This is a genomic window from Alteromonas sp. V450 (assembly GCF_001885075.1).
In the GTDB taxonomy this organism is placed as follows: Bacteria; Pseudomonadota; Gammaproteobacteria; order Enterobacterales; family Alteromonadaceae; genus Alteromonas.
Genome location: NZ_MODU01000004.1, coordinates 3,673,745 through 3,694,456 on the forward strand (window position 1 = coordinate 3,673,745; position 20,712 = coordinate 3,694,456).

General features: G+C 44.7%; 20 protein-coding genes, 1 rRNA gene and 1 other annotated feature (1 of these 22 running past the window's edge). Of the genes, 15 read left to right on the plus strand and 6 right to left on the minus strand.

The genetic code is table 11. From position 1 onward, the window contains the following. Window positions 1–800: a sequence feature (23S ribosomal RNA rRNA prediction is too short), on the plus strand (it extends 858 nt beyond the left edge of the window). 118 nt (window positions 801–918) lie between these two features. Both rrf and BK026_RS16155 read left to right on the plus strand, forming a co-directional pair. After that, a 5S ribosomal RNA gene (gene rrf, locus BK026_RS16150) occupies window positions 919–1,034 on the plus strand. A 289-nt stretch (window positions 1,035–1,323) separates the two neighbouring features. Further along, a complete protein-coding gene (locus tag BK026_RS16155; protein WP_071816766.1) occupies window positions 1,324–2,325 on the plus strand; it encodes a branched-chain amino acid aminotransferase in 1,002 nt (333 codons plus the stop codon). Between the two features lie 70 nt (window positions 2,326–2,395). Here BK026_RS16155 and gpmA read toward each other — a convergent pair whose 3' ends face one another. Together gpmA and BK026_RS16165 are read right to left on the minus strand one after the other, a co-directional pair. Beyond that, on the minus strand, window positions 2,396–3,142 hold the full coding sequence (gene gpmA, locus BK026_RS16160) for a 2,3-diphosphoglycerate-dependent phosphoglycerate mutase (RefSeq protein ID WP_071816767.1): 747 nt from the start codon (window positions 3,140–3,142) through the stop codon (window positions 2,396–2,398). Between the two features lie 178 nt (window positions 3,143–3,320). Next, the gene (locus BK026_RS16165; protein WP_071816768.1) at window positions 3,321–3,782 is read right to left on the minus strand and encodes a cupin domain-containing protein; all 462 of its coding nucleotides are present in this window, start codon (window positions 3,780–3,782) and stop codon (window positions 3,321–3,323) included. Window positions 3,783–4,197: 415 nt separating this feature from the next. On the opposite strand from BK026_RS16165, the gene acnA reads away from it, so the two are divergent. Then, window positions 4,198–6,915, plus strand: a complete 2,718-nt coding sequence (gene acnA / locus BK026_RS16170; RefSeq protein WP_071816769.1) for an aconitate hydratase AcnA — start codon at window positions 4,198–4,200, stop codon at window positions 6,913–6,915. Between the two features lie 68 nt (window positions 6,916–6,983). Here acnA and BK026_RS16175 read toward each other — a convergent pair whose 3' ends face one another. Further along, complete coding sequence (locus tag BK026_RS16175; RefSeq protein WP_083575106.1) at window positions 6,984–9,200, minus strand: GspE/PulE family protein; 2,217 nt, start codon at window positions 9,198–9,200, stop codon at window positions 6,984–6,986. Window positions 9,201–9,632: 432 nt separating this feature from the next. Here BK026_RS16175 and rpsJ point away from each other — a divergent pair, with 432 nt between their 5' ends. From rpsJ to rpsQ, 11 genes are read left to right on the plus strand one after another with little or no spacing between them, the layout of a single operon-like run. Further along, on the plus strand, window positions 9,633–9,944 hold the full coding sequence (rpsJ, locus tag BK026_RS16180; RefSeq protein ID WP_010179497.1) for a 30S ribosomal protein S10: 312 nt from the start codon (window positions 9,633–9,635) through the stop codon (window positions 9,942–9,944). A gap of 18 nt (window positions 9,945–9,962) precedes the next feature. Then, window positions 9,963–10,601, plus strand: a complete 639-nt coding sequence (gene rplC / locus BK026_RS16185) for a 50S ribosomal protein L3 (protein ID WP_014947975.1) — start codon at window positions 9,963–9,965, stop codon at window positions 10,599–10,601. Window positions 10,602–10,619: 18 nt separating this feature from the next. Continuing rightward, the gene (gene rplD, locus BK026_RS16190; RefSeq protein WP_012516958.1) at window positions 10,620–11,225 is read left to right on the plus strand and encodes a 50S ribosomal protein L4; all 606 of its coding nucleotides are present in this window, start codon (window positions 10,620–10,622) and stop codon (window positions 11,223–11,225) included. Further along, complete coding sequence (gene rplW, locus BK026_RS16195) at window positions 11,222–11,521, plus strand: 50S ribosomal protein L23 (RefSeq protein WP_012516959.1); 300 nt, start codon at window positions 11,222–11,224, stop codon at window positions 11,519–11,521. The genes rplD and rplW overlap by 4 nt, the downstream gene beginning before the upstream one ends. A 14-nt stretch (window positions 11,522–11,535) precedes the next feature. Then, window positions 11,536–12,360, plus strand: a complete 825-nt coding sequence (rplB, locus tag BK026_RS16200; RefSeq protein ID WP_071816770.1) for a 50S ribosomal protein L2 — start codon at window positions 11,536–11,538, stop codon at window positions 12,358–12,360. 15 nt (window positions 12,361–12,375) lie between these two features. Continuing rightward, on the plus strand, window positions 12,376–12,651 hold the full coding sequence (gene rpsS / locus BK026_RS16205; RefSeq protein WP_012516961.1) for a 30S ribosomal protein S19: 276 nt from the start codon (window positions 12,376–12,378) through the stop codon (window positions 12,649–12,651). A gap of 11 nt (window positions 12,652–12,662) precedes the next feature. Then, window positions 12,663–12,995 carry a 50S ribosomal protein L22 gene (gene rplV / locus BK026_RS16210; protein ID WP_071816771.1) on the plus strand — a complete coding sequence of 111 codons (333 nt, stop codon included), beginning with the start codon at window positions 12,663–12,665 and terminating at the stop codon, window positions 12,993–12,995. 9 nt (window positions 12,996–13,004) lie between these two features. Continuing rightward, a complete protein-coding gene (rpsC, locus tag BK026_RS16215; protein WP_014947978.1) occupies window positions 13,005–13,709 on the plus strand; it encodes a 30S ribosomal protein S3 in 705 nt (234 codons plus the stop codon). A gap of 2 nt (window positions 13,710–13,711) precedes the next feature. After that, window positions 13,712–14,122, plus strand: a complete 411-nt coding sequence (gene rplP, locus BK026_RS16220; RefSeq protein ID WP_014947979.1) for a 50S ribosomal protein L16 — start codon at window positions 13,712–13,714, stop codon at window positions 14,120–14,122. Next, entirely contained in the window at window positions 14,122–14,313 is a 192-nt protein-coding gene (gene rpmC, locus BK026_RS16225; RefSeq protein ID WP_014947980.1) for a 50S ribosomal protein L29, read from the plus strand. Before rplP ends, rpmC begins: the two co-directional genes overlap by 1 nt. Further along, complete coding sequence (gene rpsQ / locus BK026_RS16230) at window positions 14,313–14,570, plus strand: 30S ribosomal protein S17 (protein WP_014975444.1); 258 nt, start codon at window positions 14,313–14,315, stop codon at window positions 14,568–14,570. The genes rpmC and rpsQ overlap by 1 nt, the downstream gene beginning before the upstream one ends. Window positions 14,571–14,639: 69 nt before the next feature. Here the strand turns inward: rpsQ and BK026_RS16235 are convergent, their stop codons facing one another. Together BK026_RS16235 and BK026_RS16240 are read right to left on the minus strand one after the other, a co-directional pair. Further along, on the minus strand, window positions 14,640–15,725 hold the full coding sequence (locus tag BK026_RS16235; RefSeq protein WP_143142137.1) for a glycosyltransferase family 4 protein: 1,086 nt from the start codon (window positions 15,723–15,725) through the stop codon (window positions 14,640–14,642). Window positions 15,726–15,741: 16 nt separating this feature from the next. After that, window positions 15,742–16,809: a glycosyltransferase family 9 protein gene (locus tag BK026_RS16240; protein WP_071816772.1), complete on the minus strand. Its 1,068-nt coding sequence runs from the start codon at window positions 16,807–16,809 to the stop codon at window positions 15,742–15,744. A 129-nt stretch (window positions 16,810–16,938) separates the two neighbouring features. Here BK026_RS16240 and waaA point away from each other — a divergent pair, with 129 nt between their 5' ends. After that, window positions 16,939–18,249 (plus strand): lipid IV(A) 3-deoxy-D-manno-octulosonic acid transferase, encoded by a 1,311-nt coding sequence (gene waaA / locus BK026_RS16245; protein WP_071816773.1) that lies wholly within the window; start codon window positions 16,939–16,941, stop codon window positions 18,247–18,249. Window positions 18,250–18,522: 273 nt separating this feature from the next. Here the strand turns inward: waaA and BK026_RS16250 are convergent, their stop codons facing one another. Continuing rightward, the gene (locus tag BK026_RS16250) at window positions 18,523–20,340 is read right to left on the minus strand and encodes a sodium:proton antiporter (RefSeq protein WP_071816774.1); all 1,818 of its coding nucleotides are present in this window, start codon (window positions 20,338–20,340) and stop codon (window positions 18,523–18,525) included. Between the last annotated feature and the right edge of the window lie 372 nt (window positions 20,341–20,712).

Genomic DNA, 20,712 nt, shown 5'->3' on the forward strand with positions numbered 1-20,712 from the left:
CCTACATGTGTAGGATAGGTGGGAGGCTTTGAAGCACAGTCGCTAGATTGTGTGGAGCCGTCCTTGAAATACCACCCTTGTATGTTTGATGTTCTAACATTGGTCCCTAATCGGGATTGTGGACAGTGTCTGGTGGGTAGTTTGACTGGGGCGGTCTCCTCCCAAATAGTAACGGAGGAGCACGAAGGTTAGCTAATCACGGTCGGACATCGTGAGGTTAGTGCAATGGCATAAGCTAGCTTAACTGCGAGACAGACACGTCGAGCAGGTACGAAAGTAGGTCATAGTGATCCGGTGGTTCTGTATGGAAGGGCCATCGCTCAACGGATAAAAGGTACTCCGGGGATAACAGGCTGATACCGCCCAAGAGTTCATATCGACGGCGGTGTTTGGCACCTCGATGTCGGCTCATCACATCCTGGGGCTGAAGTCGGTCCCAAGGGTATGGCTGTTCGCCATTTAAAGTGGTACGCGAGCTGGGTTTAGAACGTCGTGAGACAGTTCGGTCCCTATCTGGTGTGGGCGTTGGATGATTGATGGGAGCTGCTCCTAGTACGAGAGGACCGGAGTGGACGAACCGCTGGTGTTCGGGTTGTCATGCCAATGGCATTGCCCGGTAGCTATGTTCGGAACGGATAACCGCTGAAAGCATCTAAGCGGGAAGCCGGCCCAAAGATGAGTCATCCCTGAACTTTAAGTTCTGGAAGGGTTGTTATAGACGATGACGTTGATAGGCAGGGTGTGGAAGCGTTGTAAGGCGTTAAGCTAACCTGTACTAATTGCCCGAGAGGCTTAACCATACAACGCCCAAGAAGCTTTAGGCTTTTGAGTGTTGTAGACAAGCTAAAGTAAGTAGAGTGAAAAGCAGTTACTCACGATTGAATTGATATCCAGTTTTCTAGATTGTTACCAGTTTTTCCTGGCAGCCATAGCGATACGGTACCACCTGACTCCATTCCGAACTCAGAAGTGAAACGTATTAGCGCCGATGGTAGTGTGGGGCTTCCCCATGTGAGAGTAGGACACTGCCAGGTCCCATTAAGAAAAACCCGCCTAACGGCGGGTTTTTTGCTTTCTGCGCCAAAAAAAATGCGGTCATAGTACTTTATTACGCTAACCATCAAACCATAGTAATTACCTTCTCCCCCAGCGCAACTAATCAAGAAATTTGGACTTTGCCCCCATTATTTTTGTGTTGTCAGTATTTATAGACATTCTTATTCGATAAAAGCCTTAATAGAATCGACTTACTTTTAGCAAAATGAAGGTTTTTTGGTAAACTCTGTCGAGTATTTTTCTAGTCGAAGTAAATAGGACGAACTAATGGCCGTATTCGGTACAGTATTCATGCCACAAATGGCACTTGCTACCTTTGTCAACGATAAGTGGACTGACACCGAATTTGTCAGTGCAGACAGTATTCAGCTTCACCCTGGTGCACACGTGCTTCACTATTCGAGTACATGCTTTGAAGGTTTAAAAGCATTTAAGCATGAAGATGGCAGCATCAATATATTTAGAATGGATAAGAATATTGAGCGCTTTGCTCAAAGTAGCCGCCTTTTAAATTTGCCTGAAATAGATAAAGCGCAAGTTGAAAAGATGATTATCGATATTGTTGCAAAGTATGCTTCTGAAGTTCCTGAGCCTCCTGGTTCTATGTACATTCGTCCTACCCACATTGGTACAGAGGCATCTATTGGCAAGGCAGCAGCACCGTCAGCAGATTCGATGCTATACGTATTATTGTCTCCAGTGGGTGATTACTTTGCGGGCGGAGCAAAGCCGCTTCGATTGTTACTAGACGAAACAGGGATGCGGTGCGCTCCACATATGGGAATGGTAAAAAGTGGCGGTAATTATGCCAGTGCATTACCACCTATTCTGAAAGCCCGCGCAGAAGTTCAGGCTGATCAAATACTGTTTTGTCCTAATGGTGACGTTCAAGAAACTGGAGCAGCAAACTTCTTACTTATTGACGGTGACGAGATCATTACAAAAGGGTTAGACTCTAGCTTCTTACACGGAGTAACCCGTGCAACCGTTCTTCAAATCGCTAAAGATCACGGCATGAAAGTAAGTGAGCGTGATATTACAGTTGAAGAGCTATTAGAACGCTCTGCAAAACCAAATACAGAAGCGGCGCTGTCTGGTACAGCGGCTGTGCTTACGCCGGTAGGTACTTTTATTCATAACGACAAAGAGTATCAGGTTGGAAGCGGCGAAGCTGGCCCGGTCACTATGAAACTTAGACAGGCGTTAAATGATATCCAATGGGGTAAAGCCGAAGATACCCACAACTGGCTAGTCAAAGTGCCAAACTAAACTAGTCATAATCAGATACCCATAAAAAAGCCTGCTTGAGCAGGCTTTTTAGTATTTAAAAGGTTTACGCTTATTTCGCTTGGCCTTGTTTAGCAACTGCATCCATCATTGCTTTAATTGCATCAGCATCGCCAAGATACTCTTTAGAGATTGGCTTAAGGTTTTCATCTAGTTCGTATACTAGTGGCACACCTGTAGGGATGTTAAGACCTAATACTTCTTCGTCTGACATACCATCTAGATACTTAACGAGGGCACGAAGACTGTTGCCGTGTGCGGCAATAATCACACGCTTGCCGGCTTGAATGTCTGGACGGATAACGTCGTGCCAGTATGGTAGTACACGCTCGATAGTTAGCTTCAAGCTCTCGCCACGTGGCAAGATAGCAGCATCTACATTGTTGTAACGCGGATCGTGACCTGGGAAGTGCTCGCTATCATCTTCAACGGCCGGAGGTGGGATGTCGAAGCTACGACGCCAGATTTTAACCTGATCTTCACCATGCTTAGCGGCAGTCTCTGCTTTGTCTAGACCTGTTAACGCACCGTAGTGACGCTCGTTCAGACGCCAGTGTCGCTCAACTGGAAGGTAGTGCTGACCCATCTCTTCAAGTGCAATGTTAAGTGTTTTGATTGCGCGAAGAAGCACAGACGTATAAGCCTGATCAAATGTAAATCCAGCATCTTTAAGAAGCTGACCTGCGGTCTTTGCTTGTGCTACACCAGTGTCGGTCAAGTCAACGTCGTGCCAGCCTGTGAAACGGTTTTCTAAGTTCCACTGACTTTCTCCATGACGAATAAGTACCAATTTATACATAGTTGGGTTACCTGCGGCGTTAGAGTGAAATAGTCTGAGATAATTCCAGAAATTGGACGTTCAGACGTATATTTAAAAATCTGTCATTATCATCCTTGATTGGCGTTTAAAAATCCAGTTTATGCTGGTACAAAATCGCAGGTAAGACGTGTATTTATCACTATTTTCTGATGAATTATCATATAAAACGTGCAAGGTCTGGGTGAGCAACTTTTATCCACTCTTGCATTGATGGCTCTTCAATGAAATTAAAGTCCTCAAAATCAAACCCCGGTGCAACGGTACAACCAACAAGAGAGTAATCACCCATAGTAGCGGCTGCTTGAAAATTCCCCGCTTTTACTACTTCGACATAATCATTGTTCTCGCCACCAATACGACGTTCCCACAATTGTTGCTTTTCAAGTTGAAACAGCTGAAGCGGAGCCCCTTCATAGTGATTCCAGACTTCATCATGTAATACGCGATGGAAACGACTGACTTGCCCCTTCAGTAGAAGAAAATAGATATGAGTAAGCGCTGGTCGATTGGCGTTATGAACATAGGACTTCGTCTCGTTCCCTGACTTGAAAATTTGACGATAGAACCCGCCCTCTGGATGAGGCTCGAGTTTGTACTTACTTACTAATGGATGCGTCATAGTTGTTTTATTATTCTTTTTCTAAAAAGTTTATGTTGGGTGCAACTACCATTTAACTAGTAACCCAATAACGTTGCTCTTCTGGCGTATTGGTTTGCTTACCGAAATTATCGCCCTACAAGCATATCGCTTGCGAGCATATAAGAGAATACAAATGTTATTTATTTGTAAATAAAAATGGTTAAATATAGATTCTAGTAACGCAATGCTAGGTTAACTCTTTCCATAAGATGCTGAGTAGCAATTAGGAAAACGCGTTTGTTAGTTACACGCCAACTCGCAAACAATCTTAGGTGAACTTTTTTTCATATTTACACCGTACAAATCAACGTTACAACATCAATAAAATTACGTTTTTATGTACCTCATAAAAACGTACTTACGTATATAAACAGGCAAAGAAGGATGAGAGCGTATGACATATAAGTCTTTTTCGAAGCTTGAGGTTAACGGCAAAAACTTCAAGGCAGTTAATTTTGACAGTATAGGTAGTAAATATGCGCTCGATAGGCTTCCCTTTTGCATCAAAATTTTATTGGAGAACCTGATTCGTCATGAAGACCAAGAGTTTGTAAACAGCGACGATATAGAGCAGGTCGCAAAGTGGGATACAGACAATCACGTTGACCACGAAGTGTCTTTCGTACCAGCACGAGTCATTCTCCAAGACTTTACGGGTGTGCCGGCTATTGTTGATTTAGCAGCTATGCGTGATGCGGTTAATCGTTTAGGTGGCGATGCTCAGGCAATTAATCCATTAAACCCAGTAGAGTTGGTTATTGACCACTCGGTAATGGTGGACCACTTTGCTGAAGAGAATGCACTTGAAAAGAATACCGACATTGAAATTCAGCGAAATAAAGAGCGGTATCAATTTCTAAAATGGGGGCAGTCTAGCTTTGACAATTTCAAAGTGGTTCCCCCTGGTCGCGGTATCGTGCATCAAGTTAACCTAGAGTATCTTGCTCGTTGCGCATTTACCAAGGAACAAGACGGGGAAACCTTGGTTTACCCAGACACCCTGGTGGGAACAGACTCGCACACCACTATGATTAATGGCCTTGGCGTTTTAGGCTGGGGCGTGGGCGGTATTGAAGCGGAAGCGGCGATGCTGGGACAGCCAGTAACCATGCTGCTGCCTAAGGTCGTTGGCTTCAGGCTTTCAGGTAAGTTGCCAGCTGGTGTAACTGCCACCGACATGGTGCTAACTATTACGCAACAATTACGCGAACATGGTGTAGTCGGAAAGTTTGTAGAATTCTATGGACCGGGTCTTAAGCATCTTACGACGGCGGACCGCGCAACTATAGCAAATATGGCACCTGAATATGGCGCTACTTGCGGTATTTTCCCTATTGATGATGTAGCGCTAGATTACCTGCGACTCACCGGTCGAGACGAAGATCAAATCGCCCTTGTGGAGGAATATGCAAAGTTCAGCCATCTATGGCATGACGATCACTCGAAAGATGCGCAATACCATGAAACCCTTGAACTAAACTTAGACGACGTTGTTCCTTCACTAGCTGGACCGAAACGCCCTCAGGATCGCATTGCCCTCGACAAAGCAGCCGAAGCATTTAAAGAATGGCATCGTTCGCAAATTGACGTAAAGGTTCTTGACGAAGAAACCGATCTCATCGCAGAAGCGGGGTTAGGCACAACAAACGAGGTAAACGAAGACCACGACTCATTCGTGGAGTTCAGAGGAAGTAAGTTCAACCTTGAAGATGGCGCTATTGTAATTGCTGCTATCACAAGTTGTACTAACACGTCGAATCCATCAGTGCTCGTAGGCGCAGGCTTGCTTGCGAAGAAAGCCGCGGAAAAAGGGCTAACTCGTAAGCCGTGGGTTAAAACTTCATTAGCACCTGGTTCTCAGGTTGTTACTCAGTATCTAGAAGATGCTGGTCTTATGGACCCGCTTGAAACACTAGGTTTCAATTTGGTTGGCTACGGCTGTACTACGTGTATTGGTAACTCCGGGCCGCTACCTGATGCGATTACTGACGCTATTAGAAAAGCGAAACTTACGGTTACCTCGGTGTTATCTGGTAACCGCAACTTTGAAGGGCGTATTCACCCTGATGTGGCTGCAAACTACCTTGCATCACCACCACTGGTTGTTGCATACGCGTTGGCTGGGAACATGAATGTAGATATCACGAAAGAGCCGTTGGGGCAGGCGAGTGATGGTTCTCCGGTATATCTAAAAGACATTTGGCCTACCGAAGACGAAATTCAGCAATATATAGCTGAAAACGTCACCGGTGATTTGTTTAAAGAAAAGTACGCAGATGTATTTAAAGGAAGCGGTGAGTGGAATGAACTCCAGGTAAGTAAAACATCGGTCTACGACTGGCCAGAATCAACCTATATTAAGCATCCACCTTTCTTTGAAGTAATGGGTAAAGAGCCAGAGGCGTTAACTGCAATTGAAAACGCACGATGCTTGGTTAAGGTGGGCGATTCGATTACTACTGACCATATTTCACCTGCGGGGGCCATCGCAGAAGATAGCCCAGCCGGAGAGTACCTGCAGGCCCAAGGGGTTGAGCCCAAAGACTTTAATTCTTATGGGTCTCGCCGTGGTAATCATGAGGTTATGATGAGAGGGACGTTTGCGAACGTGCGTCTTCAAAACCAACTAGCGCCTGGTACAAGAGGCAGTGCAACCACACACTTCCCAAGTGGTGATAGTATGTCTATTTTCCACGCTGCGATGCGCTACAAAGATGACGGCGTACCTGCCATCGTGATTGGCGGAAAAGAATACGGCACTGGTTCAAGCCGAGACTGGGCAGCAAAAGGACCTTCTCTTATGGGCGTGAAAGCGGTGTTAGCAGAGAGCTTCGAGCGTATTCATCGTTCAAACTTAATCGGTATGGGAATTTTACCACTTCAGTTCAAATCAGGTGACAGTGCAAGTTCTTTAGAGCTTAAAGGGAACGAGTCGTTCTCTATCAGTGCAGTTGAACGCGGGCAGACCGAGGTTGAAGTAAAAGCCGTGTCGGATGAAGGGAAAAAAACTACCTTTATGATGGACATCAGAATTGATACATCTAACGAGTTTACTTACTTCGAAAACGGAGGAATTCTTCACTACGTAATTCGAGAGTATTTAAAACGGTAAGCATTTATAAGATTAAGGCTGCGATTAGTTCGCAGCCTTTTTATTTATGGCACTCATCTGGGGCTCATTTACTCACCGCCAATAATTTGAACTTGTGCTATATCGGTATCGCCCTTGATTACTTTGAAAATAGCATCTTGAACCAGGGTTCTCATTCCATCCGTTGCCGCCTGTGCCTTCATTTCTGATACGCTTGCTTCTTTATAAACAAGCGATCGTAGTTCTGGCGTCATACCGAGCAACTCATGAACACCTGTTCTCCCTCGATAGCCGGTATTACCACAATCGTTACATCCCTTGCCTCTATAAAGCATCAGAGGCGTAGGTAGGTTTAATTCGTGTAAATATTCGCTACCGTACTGGCGTTCTATAAACGCCATGTCTTTTTCGCTCGCTGGGTACTGTTCTTTACAATTAGGACATAGCGTTCGAACAAGACGCTGTGCCAATATACCTACGCAGGCATCAGAAAAGTTCACTGGGTCGAGCCCAAGATCTAGCAAACGCGTAATGGTTTCGGGCGCAGAGTTAGTATGGAGGGTAGAAAGTACTAAGTGACCCGTAAGTGAAGCTTCTATACCTGCATGAGCAGTTTCCTTATCACGCATCTCACCAATAAGGATAATGTCAGGATCGGCACGAAGAAATGCGCGAAGTGCATTAGCGAATGTAAACCCAATTTTGGCGCTTACCTGAACTTGTTGTAGCCCCGCCTGTGTAATCTCGACGGGATCTTCAGCTGTCCAAATTTTCTTTTCGGGAGTATTTAAGTAACCTAAAATAGCGTGAAGTGTGGTGGTTTTACCCGAACCTGTAGGGCCTACTACTAGTAAAATGCCGTGAGGCTTTTTAATCATATGCTCCAATCGTTGCCTGTTCGAAGGCGCGAGATTCATTTTATCAATTGGCATTGCACCGCCCGATGCCAATATCCGCATAACGACACCTTCGCCAGCGACCGTTGGTATAGTCGCAACACGTACTTCCACTAACTGCCCGCCCATCCTAAAGGCAAGTTTTCCGTCCTGAGGCACGCGCTTTTCTGCAATATTTAAGTTCGACATTATCTTTATACGCGCTATAACTGCATTGTGATGCGAATTTGGCACTTGGTTCATGTCTCGGCATACGCCGTCAACTCGCATTCTCACTCGAGTAGGCGCATTTTTTTCTGGATCTATATGGATGTCCGATGCATTAAGACGTTTAGCATCGTGTAAAATACGGCTTACTAGTCGAACTACGGCTGGTGCATCATCAGATAACTCGTCAAACTGCTCGTCATTATCTTCTACAGAGGAGCCAATCTCATCGAGGATCTCACTCATTTCGCCTGGGCCCGCGTTAGACCCTTTTTCTCCCAAGTATTGTAAAATTATACTTGGAAGGCTGACCGCTATTTCATAGCTATCGATACCCATAGCACTCTCTATTTCCATCAAGAGTGCAGCGTTGTTAGGCTCAGCCATCAAAACGATAGGCTTTTCGTGTACATCGGCAAGAACCGCAACGTAGTTCCGTTTTAGGTAGCTTACGTTTAATTTACTTTCATTTTCAAACTGGTGATATTTTTCTGGTAGATAAGGGAAATAGGGAACCTGATAATGAACCGATAGCGAGTTTCCAATTTCTTCTTCAGAAATTTGGTGCTCTGTCATTAATACTTGAATTAGGCTACGTATATCGGACGTTGTTGATTGTAGGTCGACTAACGTTTGCTCGTCTAATAGGCTTTTGTGAACGAGTAAGTCAAACGGATTATTAGTACCGCCGAGTTCGAATCTGAATTTATCGCCTAATATAAGTGCCAGTGAATTGCACAGCTTAATGTCGTCATTATCAAACGGGCCGTTACTTTTGTTGATAATTTGAATAACACCCATTAAAACACCCGCGTTCATAATAGGAACGCACAAAATATTTCGTGTTTTAAAGTCACTGTCTTTATCGAATTTATCCGCAAAGCGAAGACGGGGGTGGATGCCTTTTAACTGTTTCGCATCATAAGGGTCATCTATCGTGATAGGGTTCTGTGAAAGCGCGACATAACCAGCTATTGACATCGGGCTGATAGGCACCTTGATTTCGAGTGTCTCTTTACCTGTTTTAAAACGCGCAACTAAATCTTGATGCTGACGTCGACGCTGAAAGATACTCATACGAGTCGCGTCGAATATACCTAAAATCATAGGCTCAATTACGCTGTAAGCGTCTAGCAACGTTGAGTGATTATTCAAAATGCGTCTTATCTGCGCAAAGGTCTGCTGATTGTTTACTGCTTCCATAGATACACTTTTATTTTATGTTAAAACCCATAGCCTTGGTTAACATGCGCGTTAACTTTGATATGTAACTGCACCGTAAGGTAAAAAGTATACAATAAAACCATGGTAAGCGCCTCAACACAAACATTACACTAAGTATTAAATGAAATTATGTGTATAAAAAGCAAACTGCCTCTTGCATTGCCTCCTGCTTTCTGTATAATTCGCGCCCACTGCCCAATTAGGGCATGTAATTTTTAGCCGCGACCTCACTGCTTTTAGGGTGGTTGCCGAAGTAACGGATTCATCATCACTGATTAGCCTGTTGCTGGCGTGCTAGAAAAAAGAACAGGGTTCCGATTGGGAACCATCGGTTTACGCACATCCTTTCTTTCCGGACAAAATGGAAGAGAAAGGGTGAATTTTTTTGTTCTTTCGATTGGAGCTTAATCGATGCCAAATCAAAGAATTCGCATTCGTTTGAAAGCGTTTGATCACAAGTTGATCGATCAGTCTACGGCTGAAATCGTTGAAACTGCGAAACGCACTGGTGCTCAGGTAAGTGGTCCTATTCCTCTACCTACTCGCAAAGAACGCTATACAGTTCTGATTTCTCCGCACGTTAACAAAGACGCGCGTGATCAATATGAAATCCGTACTCACAAGCGTTTGGTAGACATCATCGAGCCAACTGATAAAACAGTTGACGCGTTGATGCGTTTGGACTTGGCTGCTGGCGTTGATGTTCAAATCAGCCTGGGCTAATAAGAGAGGGTTATAACAATGGCGATTGGTCTAGTCGGTCGTAAAGTGGGTATGACTCGCATCTTCACTGAAGATGGTACGTCTATCCCTGTGACTGTTATTGAAGCGACCCCAAACCGCGTTACTCAGCTTCGTACTGAGGAAACTGACGGTTATCGCGCTCTTCAGGTTACTGCTGGAACTAAGAAAGCTAACCGCATCAACAAAGCTGAAGCAGGTCACTTTGCTAAAGCTGGTGTTGAAGCTGGACGCACTCTAGTAGAATTCCGCCTAGAAGAAAACGAAGGTGCCGATATTGAAGTAGGCAGTGAAATCACTGTTGAAATCTTTAACGACACTAAGAAAATTGATGTAACTGGTACATCAAAAGGTAAAGGTTTCCAAGGTGCTATCAAGCGCTGGAACTTCAGTTCTCAGCGTATGACACACGGTAACTCTTTGTCACACCGTGCGCCTGGTTCAATTGGTCAAAACCAATCACCAGGTAAAGTATTCAAAGGCAAGAAAATGGCTGGTCAGCTTGGTAACAAGCAAGTGACTACTCAGTCTTTGGAAGTTGTACGTGTTGACGTAGAGAACGGCCTTATCCTAGTTAAAGGTGCCGTACCTGGCGCAACTGGCAACGATGTAATCGTAAAGCCAGCTGTTAAAGCGTAACGTCTGGGGAGTGAACTGATGGAATTAACATTGAAAGACGCGCAAAGCGCTCTTGAAGTATCCGAAGCGACCTTTGGACGTGAATTCAACGAAGCCCTGGTACACCAGGTAGTTGTAGCTTACGGTGCAGGTGCTCGTCAGGGTACAAAAGCGCAGAAAACTCGCGCTGAAGTTCGTGGTGGCGGTAAGAAGCCATGGCGTCAAAAAGGTACTGGCCGCGCGCGTGCTGGTACAATCCGTAGCCCAATTTGGGTTGGCGGTGGCCGTGCTTTCGCAGCAAAGCCTCGTGACTTTGACCAAAAAGTTAACAAGAAAATGTATCGCGGTGCGATCAAGAGCATTCTGTCTGAACTAATCCGTCAAGACCGTTTGGTTGTTGTAGAGAAGTTCGGTGTTGACGCACCTAAGACTAAAGCTCTTATTTCTGCACTTAACGAATATGAACTAAATGACGTTCTAATCGTTACTCCTGAAGTTGATGAGAACTTGTTCCTAGCGGCGCGCAACTTGTACAAAGTTGACGTACGTGACGTAGCAGGCATCGACCCAGTGAGCTTGATTGCATTTGAAAAAGTGCTAATGACTGCTGATGCGGTTAAACAACTTGAGGAGGCGTTAGCATGAAAGAAGAACGTCTACTGAAGGTGCTAGTAGCACCTCACGTTTCAGAAAAGTCTACAATGGCTGCTGAAGCGAACAACACAGTTGTATTTAAAGTAGCTAAAGACGCGAACAAAGCTGAAATCAAAGCTGCAGTTGAAAAACTGTTTGAAGTTGAAGTTGAAGGTGTTCGTACTGTGAACGTTAAGGGTAAAACCAAGCGTCACGGCATGTCTTTCGGTAAGCGCAGCGACTGGAAAAAGGCCTACGTGGTTCTTAAAGAAGGTCAGGACATCGACTTTGTCGGTGGTGCTGAGTAAGAAGGGGATTAGAAATGCCATTATTGAAAGCTAAGCCAACTTCTGCCGGTCGTCGTCACGTTGTTCAGGTCGTAAATCCTGACCTGCACAAAGGTGCACCGTACGCACCTTTGCTTGAAAAGAACAGCAAATCTGGCGGTCGTAACAACAATGGTCGTATTACCACTCGTCACATTGGTGGTGGTCATAAGCAACACTACCGTGTAATCGACTTTAAACGCAACAAAGACAGCATTCCAGCTAAAGTTGAGCGTTTAGAATACGATCCAAACCGTTCTGCAAACATTGCACTAGTATTGTACGCAGACGGTGAACGTCGTTACATTCTGGCTCCTAAGGGTATGCAAGCGGGTGATGCAATCCAGTCTGGTTCGGATGCTCCGATCAAGTCTGGTAACACTCTACCTATGCGTAACATCCCTGTAGGTACTGTTGTACACGCAATTGAAATGAAGCCTGGCAAAGGTGCACAAATCGCACGTTCTGCTGGTGCTTATGCTCAGATCCTAGCACGTGACGGAAACTACGTTACCTTACGTCTACGCTCTGGCGAAATGCGTAAAGTTCTATCTGATTGCCGCGCCACTATCGGTGAAGTTGGCAATGCAGAGCACATGCTTCGTTCACTAGGTAAAGCTGGTGCTACACGCTGGCGTGGTGTTCGTCCTACCGTTCGTGGTGTTGCCATGAACCCGGTTGATCACCCACACGGTGGTGGTGAAGGTCGTACATCAGGCGGTCGTCACCCAGTAACTCCTTGGGGTGTTCCTACCAAAGGTAAGAAAACCCGAAGCAACAAGCGTACTGATAAGCTTATCGTACGTCGTCGAAACAAGTAATAGCGAGGATTCACCATGCCACGTTCTCTCAAGAAAGGTCCTTTTATTGACCTTCACTTGCTGAAGAAGGTAGAGGCTGCAGTGGAAAAGAACGAACGTAAACCAATCAAAACTTGGTCTCGTCGTTCTATGATCATCCCAGATATGATTGGGTTGACCATTGCGGTCCATAACGGTCGCCAACATGTACCTGTCATTATTAGTGACGAAATGGTCGGCCACAAGTTGGGCGAATTTGCGCCAACGCGTACTTACCGCGGCCATGTCGCGGATAAGAAAGCTAAACGTTAAGGGGTAGGAAGATGGAAGCATTAGCTAAACACCGTTTTGCCCGCACGTCGGCTCAAAAGGCACGCTTGGTTGCGGATCAAATTCGCGGAATGCACGTTGAGAAAGCTTTAGAGCTTCTTACGTACAGCCCGAAGAAAAGCGCAGCGCTAGTAAAGAAAGTATTGGAATCTGCGATTGCTAACGCAGAGCACAACGAAGGCGCAGACATCGACGAATTACGCGTGTCTAAAGTTTTCGTTGACGAAGGTCCAACTATGAAACGCATCAAGCCACGTGCTAAAGGCCGTGCTGATCGTATCTTCAAGCGCAGCAGTCACATCACTGTGGTTGTAGCGGATAACTAGGAGTAGATAATGGGACAGAAGGTACATCCTACAGGTATACGCCTGGGTATCAGCAAACCATGGACTTCTACCTGGTACGCTAATACTGCAGACTATGCAGACAACCTGTATAACGATCATCAGGTACGTCAGTATCTGACTAAGCAACTAAAGAACGCTTCACTTTCTAAGATCGTGATTGAGCGTCCTGCTAAGAGCATCCGTGTGACTATTCACACTGCTCGTCCAGGCGTTGTAATCGGTAAGAAAGGTGAAGACGTAGAGAAGTTGCGTAACTACGTATCTAAGCTAGCCGGCGTGCCAGCTCAGATCAACATCGCTGAAGTACGTAAGCCAGAGCTAGATGGCCAGCTAGTAGCTGACAGCATCTCTAGCCAGCTAGAGCGTCGTGTTATGTTCCGTCGTGCTATGAAGCGCGCAGTACAAAACGCAATGCGTCTAGGCGCGAAAGGTATCAAAGTTGAAGTTAGCGGCCGTTTGGGCGGTGCAGAGATTGCACGTTCTGAATGGTACCGTGAAGGTCGCGTTCCTCTGCACACTTTCCGTGCGGATATCGATTACGCAACCTCTGAAGCGTCAACTACTTACGGTATCATCGGCGTTAAAGTATGGATCTTCAAAGGTGAAGTTCTAGGTGGTCTACCTACAACTCAAGAGCAAGCACCAGCTGCTCAACCTAAGAAGAAAGGCCGCAACGCTAAGCGAGAGGGCTAATCATGTTACAACCAAAACGCATGAAGTTCCGTAAGATGCACAAAGGTCGCAACCGCGGCTTAGCAGCGGGTAATACTGTTGCCTTTGGTACTTACGGCCTTAAAGCAGTTGGTCGTGGTCGAATGACTGCGCGCCAAATCGAAGCAGCGCGTCGTGCTATGACTCGTCACGTTAAGCGTCAAGGTAAAATTTGGATTCGAGTTTTCCCTGACAAGCCAATTACTGAGAAGCCTCTAGAAGTGCGTCAAGGTAAAGGTAAAGGTAACGTTGAGTACTGGGTATGCCAAATTCAGCCTGGTCGTGTGCTATACGAGATGGAAGGTGTTCCTGAAAATCTTGCACGCGAAGCGTTTGAATTGGCAGCGGCTAAACTGCCATTTAAAACAACCTTTGTAACTCGGACGGTGATGTAATGAAAGCGACTGAACTGAAAGAAAAGAGCGTAGAAGAGCTGAACGCAGAGTTGATTAACCTGCTACGCGAACAGTTCAACCTACGCATGCAGCACACAACAGGTCAGCTTGAAAAAACTGATCAGTTGAGAAAAGTGCGTCGTAACATCGCGCGTGTTAAAACCATTCTGACTCAAAAGGCTGATGCGTAATGACTGAGCAAAAAATTCGTACAGTACAAGGTCGTGTGGTTAGCAACAAGATGGATAAGTCTATCACTGTTGTAGTTGAACGTTTTGTTAAGCACCCAATTTACGGGAAGTTCATCAAGCGCTCTACTAAGCTTCACGCCCACGACGAAAACAACGTATGCAATAAAGGTGACGTAGTAACAGTACGTGAATGTCGCCCGCTATCTAAGAGCAAATCTTGGATGCTAGTTGACGTTGTTGAGAAAGCTGGCGTTTAATCGCTAACTTTTTTCAAAGTCTAAAAAAAGCCGCTCTCGAGCGGCTTTTTTGTGCGCAATTGTTTATGCTCACTGGTAAACACTTTGATACAAATCAGCATAACTCGCTGTCATCTTATCGATACTAAACACCTCTCTAACATGCGCGCTGATCGCCTCTCCGTAGGTTTTTGCTACGTCAGGATGTTCAAGCAAGTATATGATAGATTCCCCAAGCCCTTGGATATCGCCGGGCGCTACCATTAAACCTGTTTCTTTATGTTTTATTATTTCAGGTATGCCCCCTACTGGGCATGAAATGATAGGACATTTGTTGATTCCAGCTTGAAGCAAGATGACGCCTAGACCTTCTGCATAAGCTGGGTGCACGAGCATGTCGATGTTAGGGAGAATTTTTGCAACGTTGTTTGTAAACTCGCAAAGTCTGACATTTTCTGCCAAATTATGCCGGTCAATTAGTGCTTGATAACTTTCTTTTAGTGCTCCCTGCCCAAAAAGAAGGCAGGTTACCTTGCTGTTCTTCTTCAATACTTCTCGCATGGCAAGAATGATGTCTGCTTGTCCTTTGCGAGAGATGTATTGTGCAAAATTGGCAATGACTTTATGACCTTTTGGAATAGCAAATTCACGACGAAACCACGTTTGATTTGCACAAACTCCGTATTCAACAGTATCCACTGCTGAAGGAATCACTTTTTGATGCTTTACGCCCTCGCAATGCATTGATACAACACCTGACACGCCTTTCGATATGCTCACAACACCCGTGTATTGTCGGTATTTATAGTACGCAAAGCGGCTTTCAAGGTTATCAACTCTACGGGTGCATATTGCAGGTATTTGATAAAGTTTAGCTGCCAACGCTCCAATAACATCAGCCCCACGTCTACTGTGAACATGTATTATATGGGGCGAAAGGCGTTTTATTTCTTTTAAAATACGCATCATCCCGAGAATATCCACCTCGCCACCGTACCGAATTGGATGAATGAGGCATCTAGTAAATTGCGCATCACGAATTTCGCTATCGTGTGTGCACAACAAATGCTGCTCGAAGTTGGTAGATTTATCGAGTCCTTTGATAAGGTATGTTACCTGTTTTGCGCCGCCATACAGATGTCTGCCAAGCTCTAAATGTAGAATGCGAGTTTTCAAACAACGTCCTTTGTGTTTAATTTCTGTTTATATACGGGCGAAGCTGATTTAAGACCTTTTCAGGGTGCAAGGCTTGCATGCAGTCGAAACGACCTTCACACGAAGGTTTCCGCTTACAAGGGGCACAATCAAAACTTTCATATAGTACGTGGGTATGTGGGTTGTCGGTGTAGGTGTAAGGTCGTGTTGACCCGAAAAGTGCAACTGTTGGCTTGAAGTAGGCCGTTGCTGCGTGTGTCAATCCAGTATCTACGCCGATAAAAATACTACAAAGTGAAACCATCTTAAATGATGTAACCAAACTGATTTTACCTGCCATTGAAGTTATATTGTCATCATTACCCGTCAATATCTCTGCGTAACTCACGTCCGCTGGTCCCCCTAAAACAACAATCGGCATTTTAGTAACTTGGCGTAATAGTTTGATAAGGGTTAACCAATGCTTTTCTGGCCAGTGTTTTTGAGGCCTTGTAGTAAAAGGTGCGAGCGCTATGAAAGGCTGGTTAAGGCTGAATTCGGTCGGCGATGGCAGCACATCTTGGCTAACTGGAATTGTCATCTTATATAGCGGGGGAGTGCAATTAGGTGAGCTGGTTGTTATAGCGTGAATAGTTTTAGCTAATTGTCGGTATTCGCTGCAAATTTGATTGGATTTCGGTTTTTCAACAACGTGTGTTAATAATTTTTGGCTGCGCTCTTTACTCTTAAATCCAATACGTTTTGGCGCACCACTTATGAATGTAAAAACAGCACTTTTTAGTAGCCCTTGAGCTTCAATTGCAACGTCGAATTTTTGTGCTTTTAGCTGTTTTCTAAAAGCGAAAATAGCTTTGAAAAGAGGCCAGTATTTCTTGCTCTTGAGAAGCTGCTGCCACTCACTTTTTGGCCAAGTGATAACTTTGTCAACGTTAGGGTTGTATTTAACAATTTCTGTGTATGGTTTTTCAACTAACCAAGTTAGTTCAGTGGTAACGCCAATTTGAGAGTAACTTGCTTTGATGCTAGACGGCAAACCAGAAGCCATTACAATATCGCCAATGGCGCTAAGTCTTATAAAAAGAATTCGTTGAACGTGATGCGGCATTTAATTACGCTTCTATTGCTACAGTCATATGAGCTTGCAATAAATAGCAACACATTTTCACGACAGTTTGATGACGAGATTAGCATTACCTTTGACGTCATTATAGGTAAAGAATACTGAGGATTATTTATGCTTGCTGCCGAACGAAACGGCTACAAACCCTCCATTGCTGAGGATATATGCCGTTGGGCCTACTCGTTTGTGCTTGTGCTCATCATCCCGATTGCTTTTTTAATGTTGATGTTGAGAGGGAAGACGAAAAACAAAGCCTACAATAGGCGAAGGTTCGAACGCTTCGGCTTTGTCGCTCATGCGCCGGCTAGTGACGGTTACTTATTTCATTGTGTTTCAGTAGGAGAGGTTGTCGCAGCTTCTTGTTTAATAAAGCGCCTTATGCGTGACGAACCAGGCTGTCAGATAACGGTTACGACAACTACACCAACGGGTTCGGCTCGTGTCCGCGCAATATTTGGCGATAGCGTACATCATTTTTACTTACCTTATGATTTACATATGGCCATGGCTGGAATGTTGAAAAGAGTAAAGCCAAAAGCGGTACTTATCACCGAAGTGGAGCTTTGGCCTAACCTCATTCACGCTTGTTGGAAACGAAAAATACCTGTTATGGTGATAAATGCTCGAATGACGGATAGGTCGGCAAAACGATATAAGAAAATATCTAAGCTTTTTCGTCCTATGCTAAGCAAGCTTTCACATGTCTGCGCACAAGGAGAACGTGACTTTAACAATTATCAAAGTCTTGGTGTAAGTGAAGAGAAGCTGACATTAACCAATAATATCAAATTCGACCAAGTAGCTGTTACCCAATCATCAACTACCTCATTTATGAGTCTCAACAATGCAGAATACCCAGTGTTGGTAGCAGGTAGCACGCATGAATCAGAGGAAGCTGAGATTTTAAAAGCTACAACGGAGCTATGGAAGCGCTTTGCAACCTTGAAAGTGGTGATTGTACCTCGTCATCCAGAAAGGTTTAACGCAGTAGCGAAGCTGATAGAAAAGACTGCGCACCCATTTGTTCGTAGCTCTACTCACGCTAAAGTACCAGACGATACGAACATCATATTGCTAGATGAAATGGGAAAGTTAAACGATGCTTATGCAGTTGCTTCTTTCGCGTTTGTTGGTGGTTCGATTGCCAATAAGGGGGGGCATAATGCCTTAGAGCCAGCCAGTTTTTCTGTTCCTGTAATGATGGGCCCTTATACATATAACAACCCTGTTATATGTGACTATTTGAAAGCGAGCAAGGCACTAACTATTGTGAGAGACAGTGCAGATATCGTTAAACTGGTTAGTCGGTGGATAGAGCAACCAGCGCTTTGCCTCCAAGAAGGTAGAGCCGGCAGGAAAGTGCTCGATGACAACAGTGGTGCGCTAGAAGAAACAATGTCGTGCATTCGTAAGTATGTTGTTTAACTTTATGTTTTTGAACAAAAAACAAACCCAAAAACAGTGCAGCTCCCGCACCAAAATTGGGTGAAAGAAGATAATTAACGACAGTTATTTCAGCGTACGCTTGTAAGTTGTTGTAACCTTTAGGTTTAATGAAACTGGTTCGTTCTTTGCTACTAATTAGATGACAGCGTAGTCGAGGCAGAATAACAATCAAATATGCTCCGTCAAAGAGCGCCTAACTATGCCGTTTTCCAGGGCGAAGCCTCCTGTCACCAGGCAGGAGGCTTTCTTCTATCAGTTTTCCTTATCCTCAACGTCTGGCTTAGATTCTGGTTCTATCAAACTGATGATACGCCAACTGGCTTTGGGCTCAATACTATTGCCATTAATAAACGTATAGCTTTTACCTTCTGATGTTATTGCAATAAGCGGAGTTGCACGCTCACCATATTGTTTTACATATTGCTCGTAAGTGAATTCATCGGAAAGACGAGTTGTTTTTATTGTTGCGCCTCGAGCAATAGCCGATGCCAGATATCCATAGGTGACGCCTTCATCGAACAGGGTAAGCTTTTTAGCGTACTGCTCACTGACTTGATGGCTAGGTCGAGTTGCCTGCTCATTATTGGTGAGTGCCCAAACTTTATCTTTACCCATGGTATATTCGAAATGATACGCGATGAGTGGGTTAAGCTGCTTGTATGGAGACATGATTAAAACCGTACCGAAAGTATTGATATCAAGGTGTCTCGCGGCGTGATCTGACATAGGGTTGCCAAAATATACGGGGATATCCATCATTCGTGCTTCACGTATTGCGTCCCAGTTTGTGTCAGCAATAGTGACATCAAGCTTTTGATTCATCATTTCGCACGCCAACGCGCGATTAAATTTACTGCCACCAAAAATCAAATAACCTGTAGGGGCAGGGGCACGAACCTTTAATAGTGTTGCCACAGTGCGAGATGTCAGGCTTTGAACGACAACCGTTGCTATGATTACCATAAACACAATTGGCACGATAATGCCCGCTCCTTCGTAACCAATTTCCTCTAATTTCAAGGAGAATAATGCTGAGACCGCGGCCGCAACAATACCTCGGGGGGCAATCCAACTTAAAAGTGCAAGTTCATTGAGCTTGAGACCAGTTCCAACAGAAGACGCCAGAACTGAGAGGGGCCTTGCAACGAACATTATTGCGGCAAGAACCACAAGCGACCCCCAACCCACATCTATCACCGATTGAAGGTTTAGCCGAGTTGCTAGAAGAATGAATAAACCAGAAATCAGAAGTACGCTGAGTGTTTCTTTAAACTCTAGGATGTCTTCAACATCAACGTCTTTCATGTTAGCCATTACCATGCCCGTTATAGTCACTGCTAACAGCCCCGATTCATGAGCGACATAATTTGATGCGGCGAATACACCAAGAATTACCGTCAAAACAGCGGTATTTAAAAGGTAATGTGGGATCCACTCTTTGCGAACTGATAGCCCTAGCAGATATCCTGAGCCTAGCCCTAGTACAGACCCTATACCTATCGTTTTACCGAAGGCGATAAGCGTGTGCGTAATAGCTGTTTCTTGAGAAGCGACAATAAATTCAAAAACCAATACAGCGAGTAAAGCGCCAATCGGGTCGATAACTATGCCTTCCCAGCGCAGTATATTCGACAAATTTGTTTTGGGTCTAACGGTCCTAAGCATGGGCACAATCACGGTGGGGCCCGTAACGGTGACTAATGCACCAAATAAAAAAGAAAGTTGCCATGTGAGGTCTAAGCTGTAGTGCGCCGCCGTTGCTGCAACTATCCACGTGACCACCACACCAATGGAGCACAGGTTTCTCACCATATTACCGTGACCCGCAATGTCACTGAATTTTAAGGTTAAGGAGCCTTCAAATAAGATAATCGCGACAGATAACGAGACGACAGGAAATAACAAGTCGCCAAACAATGCATCTGCATTTAACAAACCGAACACTGGCCCAACGACAATACCCGTTATTAGAAGAGGAAGTATTGCAGGCAGTCTAACTTTGTACGCTAAGTATTGGCATGTTATCGACAGTAATCCTACTGCAACTAGTGAAATAAGTGGGTCTGACAAGGGGTAATCCTTTCCAAGTTTATGTTTATCAATCGTATATCAGCATAACTGTTTGCGACATAGCGATTTTAAACAAAAAATACGTGTCGACTTCCATTTTAGACCAACGATGAGAATACGCTTGCTGTTATTTGGACTAATAGGCAATAGAATAAATATAATATTCTTATTACACTCAACGCAGGTAAATTAGGGAGAGCTAAAGTTGAATTTTGTTTGTAAATGCGGGGCCATATTATTTTCGCTTTTTGCTCTCTGTGCGTGTGCAGTCCGCTATCCTAATACGTCTGCCGGGTTAAATGTTGAAAGCACAACCGAGTTGCCAGAGGCCCTCTCTGAAACGTCAGGTTTATTTTGTGAAAAAGAAACGCT

Excerpts from the sequence above, each read along its gene's own strand:
- rplW (WP_012516959.1), top strand. The coding sequence starts at position 11,222 with ATGAAAGAAGAACGTCTACTGAAGGTGCTAGTAGCACCTCACGTTTCA.
- rpsJ (WP_010179497.1), top strand. The coding sequence starts at position 9,633 with ATGCCAAATCAAAGAATTCGCATTCGTTTGAAAGCGTTTGATCACAAG.
- rpsQ (WP_014975444.1), top strand. The coding sequence starts at position 14,313 with ATGACTGAGCAAAAAATTCGTACAGTACAAGGTCGTGTGGTTAGCAAC.
- rplD (WP_012516958.1), top strand. The coding sequence starts at position 10,620 with ATGGAATTAACATTGAAAGACGCGCAAAGCGCTCTTGAAGTATCCGAA.
- BK026_RS16155 (WP_071816766.1), top strand. The coding sequence starts at position 1,324 with ATGGCCGTATTCGGTACAGTATTCATGCCACAAATGGCACTTGCTACC.
- rpsC (WP_014947978.1), top strand. The coding sequence starts at position 13,005 with ATGGGACAGAAGGTACATCCTACAGGTATACGCCTGGGTATCAGCAAA.
- rpmC (WP_014947980.1), top strand. The coding sequence starts at position 14,122 with ATGAAAGCGACTGAACTGAAAGAAAAGAGCGTAGAAGAGCTGAACGCA.
- acnA (WP_071816769.1), top strand. The coding sequence starts at position 4,198 with ATGACATATAAGTCTTTTTCGAAGCTTGAGGTTAACGGCAAAAACTTC.
- rpsS (WP_012516961.1), top strand. The coding sequence starts at position 12,376 with ATGCCACGTTCTCTCAAGAAAGGTCCTTTTATTGACCTTCACTTGCTG.
- rplV (WP_071816771.1), top strand. The coding sequence starts at position 12,663 with ATGGAAGCATTAGCTAAACACCGTTTTGCCCGCACGTCGGCTCAAAAG.
- rplB (WP_071816770.1), top strand. The coding sequence starts at position 11,536 with ATGCCATTATTGAAAGCTAAGCCAACTTCTGCCGGTCGTCGTCACGTT.
- gpmA (WP_071816767.1), bottom strand. The coding sequence starts at position 3,142 with ATGTATAAATTGGTACTTATTCGTCATGGAGAAAGTCAGTGGAACTTA.
- rplC (WP_014947975.1), top strand. The coding sequence starts at position 9,963 with ATGGCGATTGGTCTAGTCGGTCGTAAAGTGGGTATGACTCGCATCTTC.
- rplP (WP_014947979.1), top strand. The coding sequence starts at position 13,712 with ATGTTACAACCAAAACGCATGAAGTTCCGTAAGATGCACAAAGGTCGC.
- BK026_RS16175 (WP_083575106.1), bottom strand. The coding sequence starts at position 9,200 with ATGGAAGCAGTAAACAATCAGCAGACCTTTGCGCAGATAAGACGCATT.
- BK026_RS16240 (WP_071816772.1), bottom strand. The coding sequence starts at position 16,809 with ATGCCGCATCACGTTCAACGAATTCTTTTTATAAGACTTAGCGCCATT.
- waaA (WP_071816773.1), top strand. The coding sequence starts at position 16,939 with ATGCTTGCTGCCGAACGAAACGGCTACAAACCCTCCATTGCTGAGGAT.
- BK026_RS16165 (WP_071816768.1), bottom strand. The coding sequence starts at position 3,782 with ATGACGCATCCATTAGTAAGTAAGTACAAACTCGAGCCTCATCCAGAG.